Raw genomic sequence first — 26,311 nt, 5'->3', positions numbered from 1 at the left:
TATGCCCAAAGGATATCGGTCCCGCCTCATTCGGCGGGGCTGGCAATCGGGCGATCCTTGCCCTGCGCCTTGGCGATCACCAGTCCCAGCGCGATGAGGAGCGCGGGATAGACGAGCCCCTCGCCCCCGCGCCCGATAAAGAGCGCGGCGACCAGCGCCAGACACAGGAGCGACAGCGCACGGTAAAGCGCCTTGCGCTCGAGGCGCAGAAGGCTTGCCGCCGCACCGGTATAGAGCAGGAGAAAATTCTGCCCCGCCGCCGCCAGAAGCTGCGCCATATCGAGGAGACCGCTGCCCACCAGCGTCACCACGCCCAGAAGCACCGCCACCGTCAGCATCACCGCATTGAGCGGCACGTCATTGCGGATACGGGCGATGGGCGCAGGCAGAAGCCCGTCACGGGCTGCCGAATAGACCATGCGCGAGACCGCCCAGACCGCCGCCGAGAGATTGGCGAAGATCAGCAGGACCGCCAGCGCCGAGATTGCGACGCTCCCGCCGATCCCGAAGGACTGGCCGAAGATCTGCGCGAAGGGCGCAGGCCCCGCCCCCAACACACCGGCCTTGGCCACGACCTGCGAGAGCACGAGATAGAGCACGACGGCCACCGCGAAAGACAGCGCCATGGCCCGCGGCAGATCGCGCTTGGGATTGCGGAACTCGCCGCCCAGATTGGCGCTGACCTCCCAGCCGGTAAAGGCGAAGAAGACCATCATGAAGGCCATGCCCATATGGCTCAGGCTCGGCACCTCCTGCAGGGGCGCGGTTACCGGAGCAGGCGCAGGCGCGACCGCAAGATAGCCCACGATTGCCAGCCCGAGGATAAACACCAGCACCAGCGAGGCGATAAAGGTATTGACCCGTCCGGCGGTTTCCGCCGAGAGGAAATTCACGCCCAGTGCGGCCAACAGGATGATGGCGGCATAGAGCGCCGCGGGCCCGCCGAATGTGGCCGCTACATAATGCCCGCCGGTCAGTGCGATGGCCGGAAGCCCCACCGAGACAGCACCCAGAAACAGCAGCGTCGCGCAGATGCGCCCCTGCCGCCCGAACGCATGGCCCATGATCGCCGCTATCCCGCCCGCGTCGGGATAGCGTCTGCCCAGAATGCCGAAGACCCACAGGAGTGGGGCTGCGGCCACGGCACAGGCGATCCAGATCAGCGTGGCGCTCGCGCCCACTTCCTGCAGCGCCAGACCCGGCAGCGTCAGCAGACCGGCGCCGAGGACGATATTGAGCATCATCGCCGTGCCACGGGTGACGCCGAGAGATTTTTTCAGCTCAGCCATTATCCGCTCCAAACTGGGACAGATCGACCGCCTGGAAGGCGATGAGATAGCGCACGCCATCTTCCATCGCGATGGAGCCGTGGCGCACGCCTGCGGGCAGCGAGATCACCGAGCCCGGCCCGCAGATCTGATCGCCGCCCTCCCAGTAGAATTTCGCATGCCCCTCGAGCACCACCAGGGTCTCGTCATTGTCATGCACATGCCAGGCATGCTCCTTGCCGGGCTGGTCCTGCTGTACCTCGATACAGCCCTGCACGGGCATGAGCGCCTCGACGATCGACCAGTAATCGGCTCTGGTTGCGGAGATCTGGCGCACGCTCGGGGATTTGGGGCTCAGGTTAAGGTCTTTCATGGGATCATCCTTCCTTGACGAGTTTGAGAGGCGGCTTGCCCAGCTGGTGGTAGGGGCAGGCGGGGGTCTCGTTGGTGTCGTCGATAAAATACTGCTGGTATTCGCGATTGGCGGGATCGCCGTAATGGCCGAGCGTCGGCGAGGGGGCGAGCATGTCATATTCGGACAGAAGCTCGCGCACACGGTCCAGCGAACGGGTGATGCTGGGGGCCTTGCTATCGGTGATGCCGTTGAACACCCAACGCGGCTGGAAGGTGATCATGAAGCTGCTCGAGCGGCGGCTCTGGCGCAGCACATGGGCGGGGGTATTGCACACGACAAAGATCGGCTCCCCGCCAAAGGAGAATTCCCATGTCGGATCGTCGAGATTGCGCGAGACACCTTCGGGCTGCGGGCTGTCATCAAGGGCCACCAGACCGTCGAGCAGATCCCAGAACTGGTCGCGATAGGCTTCGAGCGTGTCGACCGGCGTGGGGCGCGCGAAGATCACCAGCGAGGTCATTGCCCCGATCCCGCGGGCCTGCGCCAGATAGCTGCGCAGAATCGGCGCCAGCGTCTCGGGGGTCAACGGCTCGGGGAAGGCAAAGCGCAGCCGGTCCGTCTTGAACCCCGCCACGCCGAAGACACAGGGGAAGGGGCGGCTTTTGCTGGTGAGTGCCGCATCGAATTCGGAAAACACGACCCGCTGCCAATCCTGGCCGCCATACCTTCCGGCCACATCGTTCCGCGTGAGGACTAAATCCATGAATCATGATCCTTGACTGAGTGTTTAAGTGAGTTTGGCCGCGCTGACGTCGCGCCGCATACAGTGCAAAATGCAATTCTCTCTTCGATTCGGAGAAAAATCCCCTATCCTTGTCAGGAATTAAGGAATCGCCATGCAATTGAGCCCGACCGATAATCTGATCCTGGAACTCTTGCGCGAAAACAGTCGTCGCTCGCTGACCGAGATTGCGGATATCATCGGGCTGTCGCGGCCTACGGTGAAGTATCATGTCGACAAGCTGATCGAGACGAAAGTGATCAGCCGCTTCACCATCGAGATGGACCAGACCCATGCGGCCTCGGTCACCACAACGCGCGCGATGTTCGATCTGCGGCTCAAGCGCAATACCTGCTCGGTGGTCTATGCTTCGATCCAACGCTGGAGCGAAGTGGTATCTTGCTGGTCGCTGACCGGCGATATCGACATGCGTATCCTGCTGGAGGCGGCCAATCTCGATGTGCTCGAGGAGCTGCGCGACCGGCTTTCGCGCCATCCGGAGGTGATCGATGTGACCACCTCCATCGTGCTGAAATCGTGGCGCGAGAAGGCCTAACGACCAATCGGGCCGCCATATCAGGCCCCTCTGCCAGACCGCCGCCCCTCCCCCTTTGCCGGTATTTTCTCCGTTCCGGAGGATGTCACCTTGCACCCGCGGCGCGCTTGACGCTTTACGAACCCGCCCTGCGGGCTACCTGCCTGTCAGACGTGACACAGTTTATTGATCACCAGTGAGATCCCTGCCCGGGACTCGGCCCCGAGATCACCCCGATGACCGGCAGGACACCCGCTCGATAATTTCGGGGGCGGCAGCCATCCATATTTGCGCCTCCGGAACCCGTTTCCCGCACTGCCCTGTTGCCATCTTGCGAAAGGGTAAGGGGCCTGCCGCATCCAGCCGCTGCGCAAGGCCCGCGACGGGCGATCCGCCCGCCGCATCCAGCCAAAAGGAACCCGTCACATGGAATCCGTCCAGACCCATATCACCACATTGGATATTGCCGTGATCATCGCCTATCTCGTCGTGGTGCTGGCGATCGGGATATGGGTCTCGATGCGAACCAAGACCGGCGATGACCTCTTTCTGGGCGGGCGGTCGCTGGCATGGGGGGCAATCGGCCTGTCGCTTTTCGCTTCCAATATCTCGACCACAACGATCATCGGGCTGACGGGCTCGGCCTATGCGACCGGCATCGCCAGCTCGGCCTTCGAGTGGATGTCGGGGATCCCGTTGATCTTTCTCGCGCTCATTTTCGCGCCGCTTTATCTCAAGGCAAAGGTCACGACGACGCCCGAATGGCTGGATCAGCGCTATTCGCGCAAGGTGCGGCTCTATTTCTCGGCGCTGACCATTTTCTTCACTGTGGTGGTCGAGACAGCGGGCGGGCTCTATGCGGGGGGCGTGGTGCTGACCACCTTCTTCCCCGATCTGCCGCTCTGGCTCAGCTGTATCGCCATCGGGGCCTTCGCGGGTGGCTATGCCGCCACGGGCGGGCTGAAGGCGGTGGTCTATACCGATGTGATCCAGGCGGTGATCCTGCTGGTGGGATGTTCGATCGTCGCCTTCCTGATGTTCCAATCGCTCGATTTCTCGTGGGACCGCGTGCGCGAGGCGTTGCCCGAAGGACATCTCGATATCGTCAAGCCGATCGACGATCCCGGACTGCCATGGCCGGGGCTGTTTCTGGGGGTGTGGATGCTGGGCTTCTGGTACTGGGTGACCAACCAGTATGTGGTTCAGCGGGTGCTTGGCGCGCGCAGCCTGCCCGATGCGCAGCGCGGTGCGCTTTTCGGCGGCATCCTCAAATGCGTACCGCTCTTCATCATGGTCCTGCCGGGGGCGATGGCGGTGCCGCTTCTGCCCGATCTGCCGACGCAGGATATGGTCTTCCCGACGATGATCACCCAGATCCTACCACCCGGACTGACGGGGCTGGTGCTGGCGGGGCTGGTGGCCGCGATCATGTCGACGGTGGATTCCACGCTCAACAGCTCCTCCACGCTTGTCGTGCATGATTTCCTCACCCGCCCCGATCGCGCGGTCGCGCCCGAGGCCGCGCGCAGATATGGCAGCCTGTGCACGGTGCTCTTCATGCTGATCGCCGTGCTGGTGGCGCCGCTGATCCAGTATGCGGACGGGATCTGGTCCTATCTCCAGCAGGCGTTCTCCATCCTCGTGCCGCCAGTGGTGGCCGTATTCTTCCTCGGGGCGGTGTCCTCGCGGGTGGGCGAGACATCAGCGCTTGTCACGCTGGTCTCGATGCATCTCCTTGGGATCATCCTCTTCGTGCTCGGGCAGGTCGGGCTCTGGCCGCTGCACTACACGATCACGGTGGCGCTGATGACGATTGCCTCCTGCCTGCTGCATCTGGGGCTCTCGGCCACTATCCTGCCACAGCATGCGGCTCCCGACGACCATCTGATCTGGACACCCTCCGACCTTGTTACCGAATTCCGCGGCAGCCGGATTGGGCTGATGGATGTGCGGCTCTGGGCCGTTGCTCTGGTGCTCTGTATGGCCGCGATCCTGATCGCATTCTGGTAGGGGCCTCAACGATAGTCCGAGGGGCTCTGCCCGAACTGCCTGCGGAAGGCCGTAGCAAAGGCCGTGGGGCTGGCATAGCCCGCACGCCCTGCCGCCTGCGCGACAGAGTGCCCCTGCCGCAACGCCTGTGCCGCAGCCTCCAGCCGGATCTGGCGCAGACGGTCATGGACGGTGAGGCCATAGCGACGGCGGAACAGCCTGCGCAGGGTCGAGACGCTCACACCTCCCTCTTCGGCCAATGCCCCGAGCGCGGGCAGCGGTCCGGCCGCCTGCGCCATCCGCTCGACCCGCGCAAGACGCGCCTCCTCGACAGGGCTGAGCCTCGCAACTGCATCCCGCCCCCCCGCGAGACCCTGCACCAAAAGGCTATGGGCCAGCCTCTCGGCCTCCAGGAGCGCACGCCCCTGCAGATCCTGTGGCGGACAGGCCAGAAGGGCGCGGACAGCAAGGATATCCTCGGCCAGAGCGGGCCGCACGGCCTGACGATGAGGCTGACCGTTGAGGATCAAGGGCTGCGCAAAGCCGCGCGCCGCGAGCCACTCCCATGACACCAGAAGCGCCAGCTTACGCACCACCTGACCCGCCCTCACCTTGCGCCGGAAGGCCATCGGGACACCCAGAGCGCTCAGATGCAGCTCGGCGCCCTGCCCGTCCTGTGGACCGATGCTCAACGCCTCCTGCCCCAACATGCCCTCGACCCGTCCTTCGAGCACGAGATGCACCATCACGCCGGGTTGGCGGGTAACATAGGTCACAAGATCCCGCGCGATCACGGTATCCTGCAGCTGCAGCTGTATCCCCGAAGGCAGATCGCGCCGCCCGCGCCCGCCCCGCAGAACCACCTGCGTAGCGGGCAGATTCGCGCCAAAGCCCTCACGGTCGCTGCGTAGACCCGCAGCAATGTCATCCAATGTGATCTCGGTCATGGAAGTCTCCCGATTTTGACGCTCTGGAAGAGCCGATTGGCGGTATCGCAAAGCCCGCCTGCTGTCTTTGTGCGTCATTGCGCTCTATTAGTCGAGTGAAATACTCGGTTATTCAAGGATTGCCCGATGTCCGCGCCCCGCCCCGCCTTTGTCAGACCCGCCCCTCTCAGATCCGGCCTTCTCGCCTCCACGGCCCTTGCTGCCATGACCGCGCTGCCTGTCATGGCGCAGGATGTGGTCGACCTCGACCCGATCACCGTCGAGGGCTCGAGCTACGAGACGGAAGGCGCACAGAGCTATGCTACCGACCTCATCTCGGTCGGCGAGAAAGCCGCGATCAGCCCTCGCGAGGTGCCGCAATCGACCTCTGTCGTGACCCATAAACAGATCGAGGACGGCGGGTATAACACGCTCGACGAGGCGATGGCCGATGTGCCGGGCATCATGGTGCTCAACAATGATGCGGGACGCTCGTCGATCTATTCGCGGGGCTACGAGTTCGACTATCTCTATTTTGACGGTCTGCCTGCCCCCGTCAGCTCGATCTATGGCACACAGCCCGATCTTTCGATCGTGGACCATGTGGAGGTGCTCAAGGGCCCCGCGGGCCTGTTCATCTCGACGGGCGAACCGGCGGGCTCGGTCAATATGCGCCTCAAACAGGCCACCGCCACCGAGTTTACCGGCTATGTGGAGGGATCGACCGATAGCAATGGCCAGTATCGTGGCGAGCTGGATGTTTCCAACAAGCTCAATGCCGACGGCACGCTGCGCGGACGGTTCGTGGCGGCCTATGGAGATGGCGACACGTTCATCGACAATGGCTCGAACGGAGTGCAGAGCTATTATGGCACGCTGGCATGGGATGTGGACCCCGACACACAGCTGACCTTCTCGCTCAGCCATATGGAGCGCGATATCGCGCCCTTCAACGGCCTGCCCACCTATGAGGACGGATCGCTGATCTGGACCGATGCAGGCGCGGGCGTTGTGCCTGACTGGAACGATTTCGATAATACCACCACCGATGCGGTGCTCGCGGCCACCCATACATTCGATAATGGCGGGCGGGTGAAATTCTCGCTGCGCAAATCGTGGCAGGATGCGGATTTCCTCTATGGCTATGCCGGATCGACCGCCGATGCCGAGAACAATATCTCTTCCATCGCCTATCTGGGCCGCGATTTCAGTCAGGACAGCACGGCGCTCGATCTCCATGCCGATTTGCCCTTCACGCTGGGCCAGATGGAGGGCAATGCGATCATCGGGGCCGACTGGCAGAAAGTGACCTCGACCACCTATACCGCGCGCGGCAAGATCGCGGGCAGCTGGAACCTGAATGATTTCGACGCGTCATCCGTGGCCAGACCCGATGCGGCCTATTCGACCCGCGAGGACAGCGATACGACCTCGACGGGGATCTATTCGCAACTCCGCCTGAAACCCGTTGACCGGCTGACCCTGATCGGCGGCGCGCGGCTCAGCTGGTATGAGGGCACGATCGATACGACGACCCTTTCGAGCGGTGCCGTGGCCCATGAGGATTATGACGTGGATGCCCATGTCACGCCCTTTGCCGGTACCACCTACGACATCACGCCCGATGCGGCGCTCTACGCCAGCTATTCCGAGATCTTCATCCCGCAATCCGATCTGGACAGTTCGGGCGATCTTCTGGACCCGGTCGAGGGCCGGCAATACGAGCTGGGCGTAAAAGCCCGCGTGGCCGGCACGCTGGATGTGACGGCGGCCTATTTCAACCTGCGCGAGGACAACCGCCCCGTGGCCGTGACGGGGACCGATTACTACGTTGCGCAGGAAGAGGTGCAATCGCAAGGGATCGAACTGACCGTTGCGGGCGAGTTACGGGAGAACCTGCATCTCTCGGCCGGTTACACCTACACCTATACCGAATATCTCAATGGCAGCTCCGAGGGCGAGGCATTTTCCACCTATACGCCCAAGAACATGCTCAAGCTGCAGGCGATGTATGACATCACCGAAGGCGCGCTGCGGGACTGGAGCGTTGGCGGGCGGCTGACCATGATGTCGGGATTCTCCTCCAAGGGTATCGAGGCACCGGGCTATGGCGTGGTCGATCTGATGGCGGTGAAACGGTTCGACAATGACCTGACCCTGCGCATGGGCGTCGATAACGTCTTCGACAAGGACTATTATTCGCGCGTGGGCAGCACAACGGTGTTCAATTTCCGTGGCGCACCGCGGACCTTCAATGTCTCGCTGACCAAACGCTTCTGACAGACGGGACGTGAAAGACCAAAGGGGTCGGTCCACTGGACCGGCCCCTTTCCCATGCGCATCTTCTGCACTGGCCATGAAAAAGGCCGGGACATAAAGTCCCGGCCTTTCGGATACCGGTGCGGGCGCGTATCGCCCCCGCACTCTGCGCTCAGAGCGCCGCGTCGAGCGCTGCGATGATCGCGTCGCCCATTTCGGCGGTCGAGACCGGCGAGCCGCCTTCGGGGCCCAGAAGGTCTGCGGTGCGCACGCCATCGGCAAGCACTTTTTCCACAGCGGCTTCCAGACGGTCGGCTTCCGCGCCCAGATCGAAGCTGTAACGCAGCGCCATCGAGAACGACAGGATACAGGCGATCGGGTTCGCCTTGCCCTGACCCGCGATATCGGGGGCCGAGCCATGCACGGGCTCGTACATCGCTTTCGGGCGGCCATTCGCCATCGGCGCACCGAGCGAGGCCGAAGGCAGCATGCCAAGCGAGCCGGTCAGCATCGCGGCCGCATCCGACAACAGATCGCCGAAGAGGTTATCGGTCACGATCACGTCGAACTGCTTGGGCCAACGGCAGAGCTGCATGGCGCCGGCATCGGCATACATGTGGCTCAGCTCGACATCGGCATAGTCTTCGTCATGCACGCGCTGCACGACTTCGCGCCACAGGATGCCCGATTCCATCACATTGGCCTTCTCCATCGAGCAGACCTTGTTGCCACGGCGGCGGGCCAGCTCGAAGGCCGAACGGGCCACGCGCTCGATCTCGCTCTCGGTGTAACGCTGGGTATTGATGCCCACCCGCTCGTTGTTCTCAGTGATAATGCCGCGCGGCTCGCCGAAATAGATGCCCGAGGTCAGCTCGCGCACGATCATGATATCGAGGCCCGCAACCACGTCTTTTTTCAGCGACGAGAAATCGGCCAGCGCGTCGAAGCACTGGGCCGGACGCAGATTGGAATAAAGGTCCATTTCCTTACGCAGGCGCAGAAGACCACGCTCCGGCTTGACCGAGAAATCGAGCACGTCGTATTTCGGGCCACCCACGGCGCCCAGCAGGACCGCGTCCACCTCTTGGGCCTTGGCCATCGTCGCATCCGACAGCGGCACGCCATGCACGTCATAGGCCGCGCCGCCGACGAGATCCTCGGAGACATCGAAGGCCACATCGCGCTTGGCGCCGAACCAATTGATGACTTTCTTGACCTCGGTCATGACCTCGGGGCCGATACCGTCGCCCGCAAGAATGAGGATCGAAGGGTTTGCCATGGTAATTCCTCCCGCATGTAACGGCCCAACTGGCCAATAAGACAAGGTTGCGCGAGGGCGTAGCCAATGCCCGTGGCGGGGTCAAGTTCTGAACGCAAAAGAAGATGCAAGCAGGCTTTCTAAAAATTGCGCAGACTGCTGTTGAAACTTTCGGCGACCCGCCCATTGACGCAGCGTCATAGGCAATGTTTCGCAGTCGTGAGAATCCGCGCCTCGCGGAATCCCGCCCGTTTCTGCATGATAGCGCAAAAGAGCAGAACGGACATAACGCATGACTCGAAGAATCCTGATTCTCGGGATGGAGGGGCTTTTCGAAGCTGCTGCCGCCCGTGCCTTTCGCGCCGCCGGATGGGATGTCGACCGTTACCAACGCGGCTCGGACATCTCGATTGCAGCGCGTGGCGCGCGCTGGATCCTGAATGCCGCGAACCCGGACCAGACCACAGATCTGGAGCGCGAGCTGCCCGAGCTGACCAAGAAAGTGATTGCGGCGGCGCAGAATTCAGGCGCTGCGGTGATGGTCCCCGGTAATTTCCAAGTCTATGGGCGAAGCGGCAGCGCATGGGGTCCCGATTGCCCACATGCGCCGGTGACCCGCCGCGCCAAGGCACGCTCGGAGGCCGAGAAGCGCTATCGGGAGGCTGCCGATAGCAGCCACAGCATGGTGATGCTGCGGGCCGGCGATTTCATCATGCCGGGCGCACAGTCTACGGTGATGAATTCCGTGATCCTCAACCGGCTGGCCAAACACGAGATTGCAGCCCTCGGTCCCGCCGAGAAAATGCACATCCACGCCGATCTGGAGGATCTGACCCGCGTCACGGTGGCGCTGGCCGAGACCGCGGATATGGGCGGCGGCTTTCTCGATATCCCCTTCCCCGGCACGCGCTTCTCGCCGCGCCAGCTGGCCGAGAGCTTGTCGGCGCAGCTGGATCGCAAGGTGCGGCTGACCGCCTATCCGTGGTGGCGCAAGGGCTTTGGCACTGCAGGCCGCCGGATCGCCCCGACACGCTACATGTATCAGGCCGACCAGATCATCGACGAAGGTCCCTTCCGCATGCTTTTCCCCGATTACGAGACGAAATCGCTGGAGCGGATCGCCTTCGAGCATCTCTATATGCGCGGCATGAAGGTCAAGCCAGAGGGGCGCGCCGCCGCTCAGTCGCCACGGCTGCAGGCACATGGCCAGGCGATGTCGACCCAGACCATCCTGTAACGCGCGCCTTGGGTTGCGGGCAGCACGCCCGCGCCGGTGACCTCCAGCAGATGGTCCGGCAGGATATAATCCAGCCGCAGGTGTTTTCCGCCGAGATCGGCTGTGGGGAGATCGGGCAATGGGTCCTGCAGCCGCGGTGAGGACAGAAGCGTCTCGAGTGCGGCCTTGCGCCCCTCTTTCTGCGCCGGATCAAGATTGGCACGGCCCAGCATAACCAGTGGCGGATCTGCGGGAAGGGTTGCGAGATAGGGCAGCCAGAATGCGGTCTCGTCATGGTTGCGCCGACCGTTACGGTCCTCGGGGCCGTCAAAGATCGGCGGCGTGGCCGACCAGATCAACAGCTCGAGCCCCTCCAGCCGGACGATCCAGTGCACGCTCGAGGACAGACGCTGGACGGCCAGCGCCCCGGGCGAGAGCTCCGCGCCATCTGCCAGCCCTCCGGCCAGATCGCGCCAGAGCATCGCCGACAGATCCTCGACCGCGATCACCGGCAGCTTGGAGAGCAGGAGCACCCCGCCCGCACCCGTGAACCGGCCATAGCCCTGCGCATCGCGGGCCTCGCCATACACCCCGTTCCCGTCCAGATCCTCGCCGGAGGGCAGGCCGCTATTGGGCTGCCGGTGGACGAGATAGGGGTAGTGCGCATCACGCGCGGCCAGCGCCTCGCGCAGGGCATGTGCCGCAGCCTGCTGCCCGTCCCAATCCACGCCGATCAGCAACAGGACATCGGGCGCGAGCTGGACTATCTGCGCAAGGCTCGCGTCGATCCGGGCATTCTTGCCCGACAGAACATCACGATAGAGTAGCCCCGGCCCTTCGCCGCCCAGTTCCGGCCCCCAGATCGCCAGCCGCAAGTCTTGCGCGCCCGCAGCCCCCGCAGCACATAGCAGCCATGCCAGAAACAGGATCAGGCTGTTTGATACTGTCCATCCTCTTCGCCTGCCGCGCGCGCCGACCGGCGGCGCTGTGCGATCAGGGCGGAGACGCGGCCCAGAGCGACACCGCGCATGACAAGAAGTGCAGGCAGGAAAGCCCATGCTGTAACGACCCAGATCAGGGCATGCTGGCTCGCGGGCATCATCGACGGGAAGGCGATCGAGACGAGTTTCAGCGCAACCGGCATGAGGAAAGGACAAACCAGACCGAGACTCGTATTCACCCACGCATCACGGCGCAGGCGCTCCACAACGTCACCGCCCATCGTGGGATCGAAGGTCGGCAGATTGATCCATATATTGAAACGTTCCTGTCCGCCCGGCCAGCCCATAACCCGAAAAACGAGCAGGAAAATGGCCACACCGATCAGGCTGATCCCCAATGCCAGACCGGCAAGCGCGCCCACAAGCCGCTGTGTCTCCGGCGCGGCATGGGCCGGAAGCGACTGCATCATCAGATGGAGCGGGCTATAGGAGAAGTCGAGCTCCCCTGCGATGGCCTGTCCCAGCGCGACCAGCAGCCGGTTGAGAACCGTCGGCTCGAAGGGGGCGATCGCGGCAAGCGAGAGGCTCAGCACCAGCGTGGCCAGCAACAGAAACCGGATACGGTTATAGGGCGCGGCATCCCGGAATTCGACGAGGGAGGGATAGACGGAGCTGTATTCGAACACGGTCAGCGCGGCACAGGCCAGCGCGACGAGGCCGACTATCTGCATCGTGTCGGCCCCTGTTCCGGGCAGGAAGACCGCCGGACTACAGATGATTGCTGCCAACATGAGCGCCCGTAATATGGCGTTTATGAACCGTAAAACCACTGCCCTGCCCTCTGGTCCGCCGGGCGCGATACATGCCGCGCCCTTATACCGGATCTAAGATGTCTGCCTTAATCTTGCCACGATTTTGCCCAGTTTCGCCATCTTTGGCAATCCGGCGCGGGATGGACCGGCGCATTTGGCAGCAAGGGGGCCATTTCTATCACAGGTGACCGGCTGAGGAAGGTCTTTAGTCTAGAAGAAATCCGCTCAATATGTAGTCACATCGCACAACTGAACGGCAGAAAGGAAAGAATGACCCCGCTGGTGCGGCCCTTCCGCGATACATGACGCTCCCCTTGGCTAGGTTTTATGCGCATATCCGCCATGCATTTTATGCAAATATTTTACGCAACAGCCCCGAATTGCGGGTGTTTTTCGATCACCCGATCAAAATATCCCTACGCGCTTTGCTTGACATTCCCGTTATCCCCCTCCGATTTGCGGCAAAGAGTATTGAAAAGAGACAGGTCATGACAGCGGACACATTTGAAAGTTTCCTCGGAACCGTGGGGGGGATCGTCTGGGGCCCCTACCTACTGATCCCCCTTCTGCTGGGCACCGGTATCTACCTGACCCTGCGTTTGGGTGCGCTGCAATTCCTGCGTCTGGGGGCTGCCCTGCGCCTTGGCCTGTGGCGGCGCCATGATGACGGGGCCGAGGGCGATATCTCGCAATTCCAGGCGCTGACCACCGCGATGGCCGCGACCGTCGGCACCGGCAATATCGTGGGGGTGGCCACCGCCATCAGCGTCGGCGGGCCGGGCGCGCTGTTCTGGATGTGGGTGACGGCGCTTCTGGGGATGGCGTCGAAATATTCCGAGGCCTTCTGCGGGGTGCGCTTCCGTGTGACCGACGCGGCGGGCGAGAAATCGGGCGGGCCGCAATACTATCTCGAGCGCGGCATCCCGAACGGGTTCGGCAAATTCCTCGCCATCGCCTTCTCGATCTTCGCCATCTGCGCAAGCTTCGGCATCGGCAACATGACGCAGGGCAATTCGATCGCCTCCAATCTTGAACAGAGCTTCCATGTGCCGGCTGCCGTCTCGGGCGGCATTCTGGCGATCCTGACGCTGATCGTGCTGGTGGGCGGGATCAAATCCATCGGGCGGGTCACCGCAGGCTTGGTGCCGGCTATGATCGTGTTCTATGTGCTGGGCGCGCTCTATATCCTGCTGGCCAATCTCACCGCCATTCCTGCGGCACTGGGCGAGATCTTCTCGGATGCCTTCACCGGCACGGCGGCCTCGGGCGGATTTTTGGGCTCGACCATCATGATCGCGGTTCAGTTCGGTGTGGCGCGCGGGATCTTCTCGAACGAATCCGGCATGGGCTCTGCAGCCATTGCCGCAGCCTCGGCCAAGACCAGCCACCCTGTCCGTCAGGGGCTGGTCTCGATGACCCAGACCTTCATCGACACGATCATCGTGGTCACCTGCACCGGCCTCGTGATCGTCACGACCGGCGTCTGGAACCAGATCGATCCCGAAACGGGCAGCCAGATTTCGGCCGCTATCATGACGGCGCGCGCCTTCTCCTATGGTCTGCCGGGCGCCTGGGGTGACTGGATCGTGACCATCGGTCTCGTGCTCTTTGCCTATTCGACGATCCTCGGCTGGGCCTATTATGGCGAGCGCAACATCGAGCGGCTCTTCGGGCGCGGTCTCGTGATGCCGTTCCGCGTGTTCTTTGCCGCCATCGTCTATATCGGCTGCACGATGCAGCTGGGCGTGGTGTGGAACTTCTCGGATGTGATGAACGGTCTGATGGCGATCCCGAACCTGATCGGCCTCCTGATCTTGTCGGGGCTGATCGCCCGCGAGACGCGCCACTATCTGCTCCACGACCCGAAACTCGAGGCGAATGCGCGCGAGATCGAGGCCTTCATGGACGGCCAGCCCGGCTGGGACGACTGGAAAGCCTCCGACCATACGGTGCATCGCTGAAACGCGCATCACCAAGGAAAAAGGGGGCCAAAGGCCCCCTTTTTCATCTCCGGGTAATACCGCTCATGGGGGCGATCTTCGATCCATCCGAGAAGCGCGAGAGCCGGAAAGGGGTTGGGTCCACGATCGGCGCATGGCCCGTCATCAGATCTGCGGCCAGCCGCCCCGCCCCCGGACCCAGCCCGAACCCGTGCCCCGAGAAACCGGTGGAGACAAACAGCCCCTTCACCCCGTTCTTCACGCTTTCGGTATCGGAGATCACGGGGATCACATCGGGCAGCACATCGATGATCCCCGCCCAGCGTTGCTCGATCTTCAGCCCCTTCATCGCGGGCCAGCGGGCTGCGACCTGATGATAGACCTTCTCGATAAAGCTCGTCTCGGGCTGCGGGTCCATGATGCGGGTCTCCTCGAAGGGCGTCACATCATTGGCAGTCCATTTGCGCTTGGTCTTCAGCCCGTCCACAAAGGCCGAACCGAAACCGAAGCGCAGGCCCCTCCATTCGTTTTTCAGTGCGGGAAGAAAGGCACCAAACAGGCGGAAACTGTCGGGTGTGATCTCGTAGCGGCTATTGGCCGAGGAGGCGATCGTGTAGCCGCCATCCAGCCGCTTGCGCATGGCGAATTCCTTGAACTTGATAGTGCCTTCCGGCCCGCCCTCCAGCGCCGAGGTCCGCAACACGGTGTTCTTGGTGCGCAGCTGCGGCAGGTAGATGCCCATATTATCGAGCATGAGCCGCGACCAGATACCTCCCGCCAAGAGCACCTGCGAACAGGCGATGCGCCCATGTTCGGTGATGACGCCGGTGACCTTGCCACCCTCCACATCGATCATCCGCACAGCGGTATTCTGATGCACCGTGCCGCCGCGTGCCTGCACCGCACGGGCCACGGCAGGCGCGGCCTTTTGCGGTTCGGCGCGCCCATCCATCGGGTTATGGATCGCGCCCTTGATCGGCAGATCCATCCCCGGATAATGGGCCAACGCCTCGTCGCGGTTCAGCATCTTGGCGGGGATCTGGTAGCTTTGCAGCAGATCGACCCATTGCCGCTCCTCCTCCATCATGTCGTCGCTGGTGCAGGTATAGGTCACGCCCGATTGCCGGTAGCCGGTCTCGGCTTCCACGCGCTCGTTGAGGCCTTCCCACATGCGCACGGCTTCCACCATCAGCGGCATCTCGCGCGGGTCGCGATGGGTCAGGCGCACCCAGCCCCAGTTACGGCTCGATTGCTCGGCCCCGATCTGGCCCTTCTCGCAGATCGCGACCTTCAGCCCGCGATCCACCAGTTCCAGCGCCGCGCAGGTGCCTGCGATCCCGCCGCCGATAATCACTACATCCACCGCCCGAGGCAGGGCGGCATCGCTTTCGACCGGGTCTAGCTTCGGTCCTGGCATGGGTCTTCTCCTAAATCGGCGGGACTGTCCCGCCTTATGCGTGAGGCGGCAGGGGCCTACCCTGCCGCAAAGCCTTGAAATTATCGCGCAGCCGGTAGCCAAGAAGCGCCATTTTCGGCGCTACGTCCATATAGCGCGGCTGCGCGGACAGCGGTTCGAGTTTGAGGTCCAGATCGGCATCCGCCACGCCCATCGCCCAATCGGACAGGATACCGCCCAGCATCGAGCCGGTGGGCACGCCGCGCCCCGAAAGGCCCGTCATCGCCACCACTCCGGGGGCCAACTGGTAGAGCCGCGGCACGGTGTGGCGCTGCATGTCCAATTCGCCCGTCCAGAGGAAATCCCAACGGATCTCCTCGCGGATTTCGGGATGCAACCATTTGAGGCGGTCGGTCATGATCTTGGCCGTCAAACTGCGGTCATAGCCGCGCCGGAGCATCGGGAACATCGAGGCGACGATGCGGTTCTGGGCATTGTATTTATAGACATAGATATCGCCGCGCCCGTCCTGAATGGTGGTGCGCTTGGGCAAAAGATGCGCCTGCGTCTCGGGCGACAGGGGTTGGGTCGCCGCTACAAACACCCGCAGGATGCGGAAGGTCTGGTCGAGCTGCGGCCAGCCTGCCACCGTATAGGCGCCGGTGGTATAGATCACCTTCTCGGCCAGCACCTTACCTTGCGGCGTGGTTACAGCCCATTTGCCGCCCTCGCGGGCCGCTCCCGTCACGAGGCTCTCGGTAAAAATCTGTCCGCCTTCCTGCAGCACGGCCCGCGCCAGCCCCCGCGCATAGCCAAGCGCATTCAGCCCGCCCGCCTCCTCATGATACCACCCGCCCATGAAACGCGGCGATCCGGTGATGGCCGCAACTTCCGTGCGGTCCAGCATCCGCGTGCGCGCACCCACCGCGTTATACTCGGCGGCGCGTTTTTCCATCACCTTGATATGACTGGGGAATAACGCGCCCTGCACATAGCCGTTCTGCTCCCATTCGCACTCGATCCCGTAATCACGGATCATCGCGCCCACGCGGTCATTGGCGCGGGTCTGGCGATGGATCAGACGCTCGGCCCAAGGTTCGCCCAGAACGCGCCGCAGATCAGGCAGCGCATAATGGGTGAAGGTCGGGGTGCAATGGCCCGCATTGCGCCCCGAGCCGCCAAAGCCAATCTGGGCGCGCTCGATCACGGCAACCTTCACGCCCTGCTTGGCCAGCTCCAGCGCGGTGGTCAGGCCGGAATAGCCCGCCCCTATGACACAGACATCGGCCTGCACATCGCCCTGCAGGGGCCGCGTTTGCGGTGCGGGCGTGGCCGTGGCATACCAGAGCGTATCCTCGAAGGGGGAAAAGCGGCGGGTCATCGGAGGCTCCTTACAGATCGGTGCGGCTATCAAATGCGTCGCGCAGACCGTCACCTATGAAGTTGAACCCCGCCACGGCGATGGTGATCGCCACGCCCGGCACAATGGCAAGCCAAGGCGCGCTATCGAGATATTGCTGCGCCCCGTTGAGCATATTGCCCCAGCTGGGCAGCGGCGGCTGGATGCCGTAGCCAAGGAAGGAGATATAGGCCTCAAGCAGGATCGCGCGGGCGACCGTGAGCGTCGCGGCCACGATGATCGGGCCGATGGCATTCGGCAACAGCTCGCGGAACATGATCCAGCGCCCCGAAAGACCCAGCATCTGGGCGGCCTGCACGAAATCCTGCCCTTTCAGCGATTTGACCTCCGCCTCGACGATGCGCGCCACTTCCATCCAGCTGGTCGCGGCAATGATCAGCGCGATCATCACGGGGCCGGGCTGGATGAAGGCCGCCAGCGCCAGCAGCAGGAAGACCGACGGGAAGGAGAGGAACGCATCGACGATCCGCATCAGTACCGCCGAAACCTTGCCCCCGTAATAGCCCGAAAGCACGCCGATGACCGAGCCGATGGCGGTGGCGATGATCATCACCGCAAAGCCGATGGCCATGGACACCTGCCCCGCATGGAAGAGCCGTGCGGCAATATCGCGGCCCAGCGGGTCGGTGCCGAAGATATGCGCGCCGGTGCCGGGGGGCGCAAAGCGCGCGCGCAGGTCGATATACAGCTCGTCATAGGGCAGAAGATGCGGCCCGATGAAACAGGCCGCCGTCAGCGCCAGCACCATGAAGAGGCCAAGAAGGGCCAGTTTATGCGAGGCGAAGCGGCGCAGGGCACGCGACTGGAAAAACTTGGCACGCGGCGCGAGATCGGTTGTGGTGGTGGTCATGGGCAAGCCTCCTCAGTCCAGACGGATGCGCGGATCGATCAGCGCAACGATGAGATCGGCGGCCAGATTGCCCACCAGAACCAGAATGGCCGAGGCCATCAAGAGCCCCATCACCACGGGATAGTCGTTATAGCCAAGGCTATCGAGGAACAGACGCCCCATGCCGGGCCAAGTGAAGACAGTCTCGGTCACCAGCGCACCACCCAGCACCATGGGCAGCTGTAGACCCGCTAAAGTGATCATCGGCACCAGCGAATTACCCACGATATGTTTGAAGAGCACACGGCGCGAGGTCAGCCCCTTGGCACGGGCGGTGCGCACGAAATCCTGTTTGATGACATTCAGCGTCGAGGTTCGCATATAACGCGACCAGATCGCCACATCGACCAGCGCCAGCACCATGGCAGGAAGGATCAGATGGCGCAGGTAATCGAGCACCGACCCGTCACCCACCGAATACATATTGCCCGCAGGCAGCCAGCCCAGATGCAGCGAGAACACATAGATCGCCACCAAGCCGAACCAGAAGGTCGGGATCGAGAGCGCGACCATGGCAAAGACCGTCATCGTATAGTCAAAGCCGCTACCGCGTTTGAGCGCGGAGAATATCCCGATGGCCGAGCCGATGGTGACGGACAGAACGGTCGAGGTGCCCATCAGCAAAAGCGTCGCGAAAAGATGGCTGCCGATGACGGCCAGAACGGGCTGGCCATCGCGGTAGCTCTGGCCCCAGTCGCCTACAAACAGATGGCTCAGCCAGTCGATATATTGCACCGGCAGCGGGCGGTTCAGCCCCATCTGCTCGGCGATCTTGGCAAGCTGTTCCTGCGTCATGCCGGGACTGAGGGCGAATTGCGAGAGCGGCCCTCCGGGTGCCAGCGACAGCACGCAGAACCCGATACAGGAGACGATCACGAGAAGGATCAGGCTTTGTCCGAGGCGGGACAGGATGTAGCGCAGCATGTCGTGCCTTTCGGTTGGGGCTTTGGGAAAAACTCGGAAAAGGCCCCACCGCCCTCGGGCGATGGGACAGGTGCCGGAGACAGACGCCTCCGGTCAGGGGGATCAGGTGCGCGACCAGTCGCGGACATTCCAAGTATCGATGCGGTTGTTCACATTGGGCGTGGGGCCCGCCACATCGTCTTTCCAGCCTTTGACAACGGCATATTGGAACATCGGCAGGAAGGGCAGATCATGGCGCATGACGGCCTGCTGTTCCTGATAGATCTTCTTGCGGTCCTCGGGCACAAAGCTCTGCGCACCGGCCTTCAACAGCTCGTCCACCTTCTCGCTCTGATAAGCGAAGGTGTTCTGCCCCGAGCCCCCCAAAGCGGGCGACATCGTGGACATGAAGTAATCCGAGGTATCGGGATCGGCACCGGCCAGGCAGTTGAGCCCAACCACCACGGAGTCGAACTCGGAATTCATCCAGTAATCGCCCCACATCACCGCAGGCGGCAGGTTCTTGATCTGCATATCCACGCCGATTTCCTTGAAGGTCTGCTGGATGAACTGCTGTGCCTGCTCGCGCAGGTGGTTGCCGGCGGTGGTCGAGTTGGTGAAGGACAGCGTCACCCCATCCTTCTCGCGGATGCCATCACCGTTCTTGGTCCAGCCCGCGTCATCAAGGAGCTTGTTGGCCTTATCGATATTGAATTCATGCTTGGGCAGATCGGGGTTATAGTAGAAGCTCTGCTGCGGCATATAGGTCTCGGTGGGCGTCGGCACGCCGTAATACAGCGCATCGATGATCGAGCTCTTGTCGATGGCCGCATAGAGCGCCTGACGCACGGCCAGATCCTTGAATTGCGGGCGCTGCATGTTCAGACCGAAGCTCTCGAAGGTCGCGGTGCCAGCCACCTTGACCACTTTGCCCGGCAGCTTCTCGGCCTCGGCCAGATGATCGGGCGAGATATATTGCAGCCCCACCACATCAATGTCGCCCGATTTGAACTGGGTATACATCACATTGAGATCAGGCACATATTTGATGATCAGCGTCTCGAGATGCGGGCCATCCATATGGTAATCGGTATTGGCCGCCAGTTCGATATGGTCGCCCGCCATACGGGTCTTCCACTTATAGGGGCCGGTGCCGATAGGGCTGTTCATGAAGGGGGTATTGTTGAGATCGGCCTGACCGTCAAAGGCGGCTTTGGGGATCATATAGGTCGAGGCCAGAACACCCGCGAGCGGCGCGAAGGGTTCGGACATGGTCCAGGTGATCTCGGTGGGCGAGACCACGGTGATGTCGCGCATGAACTTATAGCCGGTCGAGCGGAAGGACCGGAAATCGGGGTTCACGGTCAGTTCGAGGCTGAATTTCACGTCCTCGGCGGTGAAGGGCGTGCCATCATGCCATTTGACGCCGTCCTTGAGTTTGACCTTCCAGCTCAGACCGTCTTCCGAGATACCGCCATTGGCCACGGTGGGCACTTCGGCGGCAAGGATCGGGAACAACTGCCCCTCGGGGTCGAAATCGAAGAGCGTGTCGAAAATGGCGTAATAGACACCCTCATCCACCTCGATATGCGGCATCAACGGGTTGAACACGGTGGGCTCTTGCGAAAACGCTAGCACCAGCTGCCCCTCGGGCGACGCACCGGCCGCAAAAGCGGCGTCCTTGCGCAGAAGGCTCGGCCCCATCAGGCCCAGCGATCCGGCCGCCCCCATCATCATCAGGCTCTGGCGGCGGGTGAATGTGGTCTTGTGATCTTGTGTCATCTTACATTCCCTGTTGTTGGTGTCAGGCAAATCTTTTCCGGTCCGCAAAGCGGGGCGCTTGCGGGGAAAGGTCTGTCTGTCGAGAGTGCGGGTTGTTCCCGCTTGGGGTGGAAGTCACGGGGCGATGGGCCGCCCCCTGACGGGTCAGAAACCGCTGATAATCTCTATCTTGGTGCCATCACTAAAGCGGTTGAAACGGAAGGCTTTGGGGTCGACCACCGGCGTGCGGCCGGTGACCAGATCGGCCATCAGTCGGCCCGCACCGGGCCCGATGCCGAAACCATGCCCTGAGAAGCCGGTGGCAATATGGAAACCGGGGATCTGGTCGACGGGCGAGATCACCGGAATGGCGTCGGGCGTTACATCAATAGCGCCTGCCCATCGCTGGGCGATCTGGGCGTCATTGAACACCGGAAACGCCTCGCGCAGATTGGCAAGGGCCTGATCTTGCAGATTGAAGGCGGGCTTGGGGTCGAGGACGCGGTTATACTCAAATGGGCTTGCCTCATCCAGCCGCCAGCGATTGGGGATGCGGGCCTCGTCATAGAAGCGCCCGCCAAAGCGCAGCATCAGCGCCTTCCACTCGGCACCAAGCGCGGGCAGGAAATTCTTCATATAGCGGAAGCTGTCGGGCACGATATCCACGATATTGCGGAAGCCGTCGGCAATCGTATAGCCGCCATCCTGCCGCTTGCGGATCGAGAAGCCTTCCGACCAAATCGCCATTTCGGGGCCACCTTCGAGGGGCTTGGTGCGGATGACCGAGTTCTTCACCTTGAGCTGCGGCAGGCGCAGCCCGTTATTGCGGGCAAACAGGCTCGACCATGCGCCACCGGCCAGCACTACCTGCTCACAGGCAATCGGACCACGCTCGGTCACCACCCCCGAGACATAGCCGCCCGAGGTCTCGATCCCGCGCACGGCGCATTCGGTCAGGATATATGCGCCCTTATCGCGGGCGGCCTCGGCAATGGCGGGGGCGGCCTTTTGCGGTTCGGCGCGGGCATCGGCTGCGGTGAATAACGCGCCCTTCACCTTCATCTTGCACCCCGGATTGAGCTGGGCGAATTCATCCGCCGAGATCATCCGGCTGTCGATCTGGTAATCGCGCAGGTTTTCAAGCCATTTCTCGTGCTCGGCATAGGCTTTGTCATCGACGCAAGCAAAGGCGATGCCCGACCGCTTGAACCCCATATCGCGGCCTGTGCGTTCGGCCATCCCGTCCCAGATGCGCAGCGCCTCGGCCATCAGCGGAACCTCACGCGGGTCGCGTCGCGTAATCCGCACCCAGCCCCAGTTGCGGCTCGATTGCTCGTGCCCGATGCCGCCCTTCTCGCACAGCGCCACCGACAGCCCGCGCTCGACCAGCTCCAGCGCCGTCGAGGTGCCGATGATGCCGCCCCCGATCACCACCACATCCACCTTCTCGGGCAGATCCACATCACCATGAACGGGAACGACAAAGGGACCGGGCATCAGAAGCTCTCCTCGAGCTGACAATTCACATGGAATTCGGCGACACTCGCCGTATTGGGAAGGTTGATCAGCATTTCAATGACCTGCGCAAGATCCTCGGGCTGGGTCATGGTGGCTGTGTCCCGATCGGTCAGGCTTTGCGCCATATCGGTTGCCACAAATCCGGGACAGACGGCCGTGGCGCGGATGCCCTCGTCGAACCCTGCGTGACGCAGCGCATGCGCAAGCCCCACAGCGGCGAATTTCGATACCGAATAGGGGCCGGAGCGCGCCGATTTCACCCGCTTGCCCGACAGCGACCCCAGCAGGATCACTCGTCCCTGCCCCGAGACCTTCAGCCCGTCCCACGCGGCCTTCGCCAAACGTTGCGGGCCCAGCACATTGACCTGCAGGAGCGCGTTCATCTCGTCATCGGAAATGCTCACCACATCCTGCGGATTAGCGATGCCCGCATTGGCCACCACCGCGTCGATCCGGCCAAAGCGCGCCATCACCGCATCCGCCCAAACCTGTGCCGAGGCCGGATCGGTTGCATCATAGGCGCAGACCTGAACGCGCGCCGCATCGGCCCAATCGGGCATGGCAGGGCTGCGCATCCCGAGGCTCAGGCACCAGCCCGCATCAAAGAGACGCTTGGCCAGCACTGCCCCGATACCGCGATTGGCCCCTGAAATCATTACACAGCGCGGGTCACTCATGGGCGGCTTTCCTCAGATTGATATAGGCACTTTTCAGCATGCGCTTGAAGGCATCGCGTTCGGGCGCGGGGATCATCTGGAAGAACTCGGCCTCCTGTTTGCGGATGATCTCGCGCACCTCCAGAGACAGCGCATGGCCCTTTTCGGTGATAAAGAGCGACTGCGCGCGCTGGTCATCAGGCGAAGGCTCGCGCCGGATCACGCCCTGTTCCACCATCCGGTCGAGGATGCGCCCTGTTGCCGGACGGTCGCGCATCAGCACCTCGGCAATCTCGGAGGGGCGGATGCCCGGATAATCGTCAACCAGCAAAAGCGCCGTGATCTTGCCCTTGCCTTTGGCGATCTCCAGATGCGCCATGCGTCTATCGAGATCGCGTGACACAAGGGAATCGATCGAGCGGATATACCAGCTTAGGGTTCCCTCGAGGATATCGATCCGGTGGCCACCGATCACCATCGGCGGATCATCATCGTCATGCTGTGGAAGGAAATCCGCCATGTCGTTCCTTTCGGGGTCTTCCATCATGGTTCCGTCATAAGGACCATCCGGCAAGGGGAAAGTTGTAAAACACAACAATAATGGTTGCACTTTACAACTACTGCACGGATTTCATGCATCCCGACCCGCGACAGCCATGAATGATGCATGGATCCGATGCATCCGGCGAACCGGAATGGAAAAGGCGGTGCAGTGCACCGCCTTCCCTCAAGCCGCCTCCGACGCCGCAAGCCCCGGAATCGCCGAGACCAGATTACGGGTATAGTCATGGCTCGGATTGCGGAAGATCTGCGAGGGCGGGCCATATTCCACCATTTTTCCGCGATGCATCACCAGAATATCGTCGCAGATCTGGCTGGCCACACGCAGGTCATGGGTGATGAAGACCATCGCCAGCTTGCTTTCCTGCTGTAGCCGGTTCAGCAGTTCGAGCACCTGCGCCTGAATGGACACATCCAGCGCCGAGACCGCCTCGTCTGCCACGATCACATCGGGATCGAACATCAGCGCCCGCGCGATACCGACCCGCTGACGCTGACCGCCCGAGAACTCGTGCGGATAGCGGTCAAAGGCCTGCGCATCGAGCCCGACCGTATGCAGAAGACGCTCGGCCTTCTTGCGCGCATCGGCCTGCGTAAGCAACCGGTGCGCCACCGGCCCCACACACATCGCCTGGCCCACGGTGAAGCGCGGGTTAAGCGAGGCATAAGGATCCTGGAAAATCATCTGGATACGGGCGCGCAGCGGTCGGAAGGCTTCCTCGCTCAGGGCGAGCGTATCCTCGCCGCGGAACCGGATCTGGCCACCATCGGCCCCGATCAGCTTCATCAGCACCTTGCCCATCGAGGATTTCCCCGACCCGCTCTCGCCCACGATCCCCAGCGTCTCGCCCTTGCGCAGGGTGAAGCTGATGTCATTGACCGCATGGACCTCGCGCATCTTGCCCAGGAACCCCGAGCGTGTGCGATATGTCTTTTGCAGGTTCTTCACTTCCATCACCACGGAGCGGGTGGTGTCGCGGTCGCGGTCGGCCTCGCGCAGGGTCGGAACGGCGGCGATCAGCTTCTTGGTATAGGGATGGGCGGGCGTCTCCAGCACCGCCTTCGCATCGCCCTGTTCCACCAGATGGCCCTTTTCCATCACAATCACACGGTCCGCGATATCGGCCACCACGCCGAAATCATGGGTAATGAACATCACGGACATATTCTTGCGCCGCTGCACCTTGCGTATCAGATCAAGGATCTGCGCCTGTGTGGTCACATCCAGCGCGGTGGTGGGCTCGTCCGCAATCAGGATATCGGGATCGAGCGCCAGGGCCATGGCGATCATCACCCGCTGGCGCTGCCCGCCCGAAAGCCGGAACGGGTATTGATGCTGGATCAGTTCGGGGTCGGGCAGACCGACTTCGGTCAGCATCTCGACCACCTTTTTCGCACGGCTCGCCTTATCGCCGATCCGGTGGGTATCAAGGACTTCGCGGATCTGGTCGCCGATGGTCATCAGCGGATTGAGCGCCGAGAGCGGATCCTGGAAAATCATCGAGACGGCGCGCCCGCGCAGCTTGCGGAACTCGGATTCGGGCTGGGCCAGCAGGTTCTTGCCACGGAAGGTGATCTCGCCTGCCGCAACCTTCATCACATCGGGCAAAAGCCCCATCACGGTGCTGGCTGTCACCGATTTGCCCGAGCCGGACTCGCCGATGATGCACAGGATCTCGCCCTGCTGGAGATCGAAACTGATATTTTCCACGGCAAAGCGGCGATCAAGCGCCTTGGGCAAGGCCACCGAAAGCCCGCGCACCGAGAGCACGGGCGACGTTTGGGAGGTCATGAGTTTTCCAGTCGTTTGTCATTATTATAGACCTCCAGCCTCAGGGCGAAGCTCGGCCCGAGGCAAGGCCTGTCCGGACAAACACATGGGGGAGGCGAGTATTGCCCGAATAACGGGCAGGTCCATACGGGCCCTGCGCGGAAATTCTCCGCCTTGGGAAAGCCGCAGACCTTCAGAACAGGCTCTGGCCGATCTCGTCTGCGGCATGCCGCGCGCTTGCGGCAAAAGCTTCGAGCAGCGGATCGGTGCGGGAGGCACGACGAATGAACGAGACATCCATCCGGTGACGCGCATCGCTGAGCGGCAACAGACGGAGCCCCGCCCCGATTATCGGGCGCAGCGCCCCCGAGACGATCGCGATCCCCAGCCCCGCCTCGACCAGCGCCAGCATCGACAGCGGGCTTGCTGCCTTCATACCGTGATAGGGCTCGAATGCGAGCGCCGCGCGGGTGGCTTCCATCCCCCCCTGATCCTCCGCGCCCGACAGGCCGATAAAGGTCTCCATCCGCAGGTCCTCGGTTCCGATCGCCGGCCGGTCCGCCAGCGGATGGTCCGCCGCCAGTGCCACCTGATAGGGAAAGCTCACCAAAAGATCGCTCTGGAAGGCGCGATCCTGTCCCAAGCCCAATGTCGCAGGGCCAAGGCAGGCCTCTACCTGCCCCTCGGCAAGCGCCACGACCTGTCCCGCCGGATGCAGCTCTACCGGTTTGACCTGCACCCCCGGCCACGCCTTGCGGTGATGCAGGATGGCCCGCGCCATCAACCCCGAAATGATCGCCGAGGCCGAAACTCCCAACCGGATCGTGCCCGTCAGCCCGTCGCCCGCACGGCGCACAACTTCGCGCGCGGTCTCGCACTGGCTCAGGATCGCGCGCGCTTCGGGCAACAGGGCCTGTCCGGCCTGTGTCAGGGCAATCGGCCTACCGGAGCGGTCGAAAAGCGCATGCCCCAGATCCTCCTCTAATGCCTTGATCTGCATGCTCAGCGCGGGCTGGACGATGTTCAGCTTATCCGCCGCGCGACCGAAATGCAGCTCCTCTGCAAGGGTCACAAAATACCGCAGCTGGCGGGGTTCGAGCATGTTTATCATGTTGGATGATCTTATCCATCAAATACATCTATTTTATTTATCAAG

Annotated in this window: 22 protein-coding genes; 5 read left to right on the top strand and 17 right to left on the bottom strand. The window is 62.5% G+C overall.

What is annotated here, in order from left to right; genetic code table 11:
* Positions 1–26: 26 nt before the first annotated feature.
* The 3 genes from ABEB22_RS18995 to ABEB22_RS18985 are packed head-to-tail and all read right to left on the bottom strand — an operon-like array spanning position 27 to position 2,386.
* Entirely contained in the window at positions 27–1,289 is a 1,263-nt protein-coding gene (locus ABEB22_RS18995; RefSeq protein ID WP_349294963.1) for an amino acid permease, read from the bottom strand.
* Complete coding sequence (locus tag ABEB22_RS18990) at positions 1,282–1,641, bottom strand: cupin domain-containing protein (RefSeq protein ID WP_349294962.1); 360 nt, start codon at positions 1,639–1,641, stop codon at positions 1,282–1,284. Before ABEB22_RS18990 ends, ABEB22_RS18995 begins: the two co-directional genes overlap by 8 nt.
* 4 nt (positions 1,642–1,645) lie before the next feature.
* Positions 1,646–2,386: a YqcI/YcgG family protein gene (locus ABEB22_RS18985; RefSeq protein WP_349294961.1), complete on the bottom strand. Its 741-nt coding sequence runs from the start codon at positions 2,384–2,386 to the stop codon at positions 1,646–1,648.
* A gap of 133 nt (positions 2,387–2,519) precedes the next feature.
* On the opposite strand from ABEB22_RS18985, the gene ABEB22_RS18980 reads away from it, so the two are divergent.
* Complete coding sequence (locus tag ABEB22_RS18980) at positions 2,520–2,960, top strand: Lrp/AsnC family transcriptional regulator (RefSeq protein ID WP_339115440.1); 441 nt, start codon at positions 2,520–2,522, stop codon at positions 2,958–2,960.
* Between the two features lie 405 nt (positions 2,961–3,365).
* Positions 3,366–4,949 (top strand): sodium:solute symporter family transporter, encoded by a 1,584-nt coding sequence (locus ABEB22_RS18975; protein ID WP_349294960.1) that lies wholly within the window; start codon positions 3,366–3,368, stop codon positions 4,947–4,949.
* 5 nt (positions 4,950–4,954) lie between these two features.
* Here the strand turns inward: ABEB22_RS18975 and ABEB22_RS18970 are convergent, their stop codons facing one another.
* Positions 4,955–5,875 carry a helix-turn-helix transcriptional regulator gene (locus ABEB22_RS18970; protein WP_349294959.1) on the bottom strand — a complete coding sequence of 307 codons (921 nt, stop codon included), beginning with the start codon at positions 5,873–5,875 and terminating at the stop codon, positions 4,955–4,957.
* 126 nt (positions 5,876–6,001) lie between these two features.
* Between ABEB22_RS18970 and ABEB22_RS18965 the strand changes: the two genes are divergently transcribed.
* Positions 6,002–8,134 (top strand): TonB-dependent siderophore receptor, encoded by a 2,133-nt coding sequence (locus ABEB22_RS18965; protein ID WP_349294958.1) that lies wholly within the window; start codon positions 6,002–6,004, stop codon positions 8,132–8,134.
* Positions 8,135–8,285: 151 nt separating this feature from the next.
* Here ABEB22_RS18965 and leuB read toward each other — a convergent pair whose 3' ends face one another.
* Complete coding sequence (leuB, locus tag ABEB22_RS18960) at positions 8,286–9,392, bottom strand: 3-isopropylmalate dehydrogenase (RefSeq protein ID WP_339115436.1); 1,107 nt, start codon at positions 9,390–9,392, stop codon at positions 8,286–8,288.
* A 271-nt stretch (positions 9,393–9,663) separates the two neighbouring features.
* Here leuB and ABEB22_RS18955 point away from each other — a divergent pair, with 271 nt between their 5' ends.
* Positions 9,664–10,608 (top strand): hypothetical protein, encoded by a 945-nt coding sequence (locus tag ABEB22_RS18955; protein WP_349294957.1) that lies wholly within the window; start codon positions 9,664–9,666, stop codon positions 10,606–10,608.
* Here ABEB22_RS18955 and ABEB22_RS18950 read toward each other — a convergent pair.
* Positions 10,551–11,462 (bottom strand): endonuclease/exonuclease/phosphatase family protein, encoded by a 912-nt coding sequence (locus tag ABEB22_RS18950; protein WP_349294956.1) that lies wholly within the window; start codon positions 11,460–11,462, stop codon positions 10,551–10,553. The genes ABEB22_RS18955 and ABEB22_RS18950 overlap by 58 nt on opposite strands.
* Positions 11,463–11,515: 53 nt before the next feature.
* Positions 11,516–12,319, bottom strand: a complete 804-nt coding sequence (locus ABEB22_RS18945; RefSeq protein ID WP_339115433.1) for a hypothetical protein — start codon at positions 12,317–12,319, stop codon at positions 11,516–11,518.
* Between the two features lie 509 nt (positions 12,320–12,828).
* On the opposite strand from ABEB22_RS18945, the gene ABEB22_RS18940 reads away from it, so the two are divergent.
* Positions 12,829–14,301 (top strand): sodium:alanine symporter family protein, encoded by a 1,473-nt coding sequence (locus tag ABEB22_RS18940; RefSeq protein ID WP_339115432.1) that lies wholly within the window; start codon positions 12,829–12,831, stop codon positions 14,299–14,301.
* Between the two features lie 43 nt (positions 14,302–14,344).
* Here the strand turns inward: ABEB22_RS18940 and ABEB22_RS18935 are convergent, their stop codons facing one another.
* The 10 genes from ABEB22_RS18935 to ABEB22_RS18890 all read right to left on the bottom strand — a co-directional run bounded on the left by ABEB22_RS18935 (position 14,345) and on the right by ABEB22_RS18890 (position 26,257).
* On the bottom strand, positions 14,345–15,697 hold the full coding sequence (locus ABEB22_RS18935) for an FAD-binding oxidoreductase (protein ID WP_349294955.1): 1,353 nt from the start codon (positions 15,695–15,697) through the stop codon (positions 14,345–14,347).
* 34 nt (positions 15,698–15,731) lie between these two features.
* Entirely contained in the window at positions 15,732–17,057 is a 1,326-nt protein-coding gene (locus ABEB22_RS18930) for an FAD-binding oxidoreductase (protein WP_349294954.1), read from the bottom strand.
* 10 nt (positions 17,058–17,067) lie between these two features.
* Complete coding sequence (locus tag ABEB22_RS18925) at positions 17,068–17,946, bottom strand: ABC transporter permease (protein WP_339115429.1); 879 nt, start codon at positions 17,944–17,946, stop codon at positions 17,068–17,070.
* 12 nt (positions 17,947–17,958) lie between these two features.
* Entirely contained in the window at positions 17,959–18,909 is a 951-nt protein-coding gene (locus ABEB22_RS18920; protein ID WP_339115428.1) for an ABC transporter permease, read from the bottom strand.
* 102 nt (positions 18,910–19,011) lie between these two features.
* Positions 19,012–20,670 carry a peptide ABC transporter substrate-binding protein gene (locus ABEB22_RS18915; protein ID WP_349294953.1) on the bottom strand — a complete coding sequence of 553 codons (1,659 nt, stop codon included), beginning with the start codon at positions 20,668–20,670 and terminating at the stop codon, positions 19,012–19,014.
* A gap of 144 nt (positions 20,671–20,814) precedes the next feature.
* Positions 20,815–22,146, bottom strand: coding sequence for an FAD-binding oxidoreductase (locus ABEB22_RS18910; protein ID WP_349294952.1), 1,332 nt, complete (start codon positions 22,144–22,146; stop codon positions 20,815–20,817).
* Positions 22,146–22,844: an SDR family NAD(P)-dependent oxidoreductase gene (locus tag ABEB22_RS18905; RefSeq protein WP_349294951.1), complete on the bottom strand. Its 699-nt coding sequence runs from the start codon at positions 22,842–22,844 to the stop codon at positions 22,146–22,148. The genes ABEB22_RS18910 and ABEB22_RS18905 overlap by 1 nt, the downstream gene beginning before the upstream one ends.
* Complete coding sequence (locus ABEB22_RS18900; protein WP_339115424.1) at positions 22,837–23,343, bottom strand: MarR family transcriptional regulator; 507 nt, start codon at positions 23,341–23,343, stop codon at positions 22,837–22,839. The genes ABEB22_RS18905 and ABEB22_RS18900 overlap by 8 nt, the downstream gene beginning before the upstream one ends.
* Before the next feature lie 207 nt (positions 23,344–23,550).
* Positions 23,551–25,176, bottom strand: a complete 1,626-nt coding sequence (locus ABEB22_RS18895) for an ABC transporter ATP-binding protein (protein WP_339115423.1) — start codon at positions 25,174–25,176, stop codon at positions 23,551–23,553.
* 172 nt (positions 25,177–25,348) lie between these two features.
* Positions 25,349–26,257: a LysR substrate-binding domain-containing protein gene (locus ABEB22_RS18890; protein ID WP_349294950.1), complete on the bottom strand. Its 909-nt coding sequence runs from the start codon at positions 26,255–26,257 to the stop codon at positions 25,349–25,351.
* Positions 26,258–26,311 lie beyond the last annotated feature (54 nt).

This window comes from Thioclava sp. 'Guangxiensis', assembly GCF_045348365.1.
Lineage (GTDB): Bacteria > Pseudomonadota > Alphaproteobacteria > Rhodobacterales > Rhodobacteraceae > Thioclava > Thioclava kandeliae.
This window is presented reverse-complemented; position numbering and strand designations above follow the sequence as displayed.